At 58.2% G+C, this 2,364-nt stretch carries 4 protein-coding genes; all 4 read right to left on the bottom strand.

The annotated features are described in order from the left end of the window. Positions 1-1,200, bottom strand: a 1,200-nt coding sequence (locus ACOSYY_RS12220) for a TonB-dependent receptor (RefSeq protein WP_421662686.1), incomplete at its 3' end; no start/stop codon positions are given. 110 nt (positions 1,201-1,310) lie between these two features. Further along, complete coding sequence (locus ACOSYY_RS12215; RefSeq protein ID WP_421662684.1) at positions 1,311-1,616, bottom strand: hypothetical protein; 306 nt, start codon at positions 1,614-1,616, stop codon at positions 1,311-1,313. Continuing rightward, positions 1,613-2,188 (bottom strand): TlpA family protein disulfide reductase, encoded by a 576-nt coding sequence (locus tag ACOSYY_RS12210; protein ID WP_421662682.1) that lies wholly within the window; start codon positions 2,186-2,188, stop codon positions 1,613-1,615. The genes ACOSYY_RS12215 and ACOSYY_RS12210 overlap by 4 nt, the downstream gene beginning before the upstream one ends. Beyond that, positions 2,178-2,364 (bottom strand): hypothetical protein (locus ACOSYY_RS12205; protein WP_421662680.1); only part of this gene is annotated, 187 nt, incomplete at its 5' end. The genes ACOSYY_RS12210 and ACOSYY_RS12205, both read right to left, overlap by 11 nt.

Here is a 2,364-nt window from a genome sequence, read left to right as displayed (position 1 = left end):
GAAGATCTGTGAGAATGATTGCTGGATATCTTTGACGTCGTAGTCGGCTTCCACCGTCAAGACGGTATTCGTATCAAACTGCCGCTCGTAGATCCCTCCGATGACCGTGCGCCGATCAACCCGGCTTTGGTTGAGCAGCAGTGAATTGGCACAGCCGCCATTGTAGGTGCCGGGCGTACAAACCGTCTGTGCGCCGCCGGCCTGCCGTTCATCCACAAAAAACTGCCCCTGTGTAAGCCGAGTCGGCACTTTCGTATTCAGCCAATTGTTAATGGCCTTGAAATAGAAAGTCTGCCGATCATCCATCTTATAGCGGAGGTTGAGGTTAATCGTTTGCGTATTGTAGTTGCTGTGCTGGATGAACCCATCTTCCGCCACATGACTGCCGAACATCGCGACGTCGAACCGCTCCGTTTCTTGGCCGATGGCGACCCCGTACTTCTGGTACCCGAACGATCCTCCCGAGAAAAAGGTTTCCAGTCCTCGAATATCGCTTCCCCGTCTGGTTCGGAAGTGGACCATCCCGCCCAGCGCATAGTTGTCGTACAAGGAAGACGACGCGCCTCGGGTCACTTCGACGCTGCGCATGAACCAGGGATCCTGCATATCGAGACGTGAGAGTCCGTCCGATTGTGTTTGCTGAATGCCATCCTCGTAGACCTTGATGTCTCGAACCGCGAAAGACGTTTTGGCGCCCTGCCCGCGGATCATGAGGCTGAAATCGCGAGGGCCGTTGGCTTGCCGCAACACGACGCCGGGGAGCGATTCCATGGATTCCTTCATGGTTCTGGTCGGCTGCGACTCCGTTTCTGAAGGAGCGGTCGCCGACAGTGATACCCCTTCCGGTCGCTTTTGGAGACGCTTGCTGACGATACTCATATCGGCCAAATCGAAATCCGGCCCTGTTGCTGATGAGGAGGCTTCGGCCGTTGTTTCCGGTGAGGTCAGATCCGTTTTTTCCTTGATGATCGAGGAACGCTCGGTTTCCGGCTTCGCACTCTCCTTCTTTTGTTGCAGGTCGTCCAATTCCTGCAGAATGGTCTTGAGCTGATCCCGCAGCTCTCTCTCACGGGGCGAGGTGGATGGATCGGCGGCAGCTGTATCTTGCGCAAACACGTTGTTTCCCCAGACCGCACACATCATCACCAGTCCCACTGCAACCGCACAGCTCCATCGAGAAACACGTACCAATTCAACCATGATCGCCGACTCCTCGCTCGAGCAGATTAGTGAAAGACACAGCCCGACATACAGCCTCAATGGCTGCCAAACCGGTAACCGCGTGCGACCGATACGAATTTAGAAAAGGATCACCGAGGGGGAGCCCGAGAGCGGGAAACGGCGGAAATGAAATGAAGTTGCGGCGCCGCGCCAACCGATCGCTGCATCGCGACGAGAACGAAAAAGGCGAGAAGCGGCGCGACAGTCTGGATGCCGACCGTGGGATTCATCTGACAAACCCAGGCACACAGCGTGGAGTGTGCGGCGTGAGACGGGGTATGGTGAGCATGGGCCGGCTCGTCCGCCTGTAGAACGAGACAGCCTGCCGCGCTTACAGCGAGAGCGGCATAAAGCAGGGCCATCCCGACGACGAAGGGTGCGAACCAACGCTTCATTTCATTTCTTCGAGAACATGTCGCACCAGCGCGACCGACTCCTCGCTGTCCCATGCACGAGGTCCGACCGCGCGGCCGACGGCTCGGCCGTCTTGGGCGATGAGCACCGTCGTCGGCAAGCCTCGCACCATAAAGGACCTCGACACATCCTCGGTCTCGTCGAACAGCACGGGCAGATGAATCCCCAGATGATCCAGAAACTGCTTGATGCCGCGTGGATGCATGTCCGTCGTAACCGTGACGACTTGAAACCGCGCCGGATCGAACTGCGTTTGGAGTTTGGCCAGCGACGGCATTTCCTCTTTACAGGGCCCGCACCAGGTCGCCCAAAAATTGAGCAACACGACCTTTCCGGCCAACTCCTTGGAGCGGATGGTTCCACCGGCGAGCGCCTTCAGGTCAAATGCCGTGATCGGAGCAGGAGCCGGGAGTCGAGTGACGCGCAGCGCGGCGAACGGATCGCTCACCGAGGTTGCGGCACGAGCGACGTATCCGCCGACACCGATGGCGAGGGCGATGACGCATCCGGCGAGCAGCAAGGCGGGCACTAACCGGCCGGTTTTATGGCTCATGGTCCACGGCCTTCCTAAGAGTGAGGTTCGCGCCGGGAAACTGCATGGTTTGAATGACCAGACGATGAGCGGGCATCGCGTGTTCTTTCCAGCCCATGACGACCGTTCCCTGCCGATTGACCGCCACTGCGGGCGTCTGCCCGTTCTTTTCATTCAGTTTGACCGGCATGCTGAAC

Source organism: Nitrospira sp. BLG_2 (assembly GCF_049222245.1).
The sequence above is the reverse complement of the archived record's forward strand: the minus strand, read 5'-3'. Positions and strand labels throughout refer to the sequence as shown.

Excerpts from the sequence above, each read along its gene's own strand:
- ACOSYY_RS12215 (WP_421662684.1), bottom strand. The coding sequence starts at position 1,616 with ATGAAGCGTTGGTTCGCACCCTTCGTCGTCGGGATGGCCCTGCTTTAT.
- ACOSYY_RS12210 (WP_421662682.1), bottom strand. The coding sequence starts at position 2,188 with ATGAGCCATAAAACCGGCCGGTTAGTGCCCGCCTTGCTGCTCGCCGGA.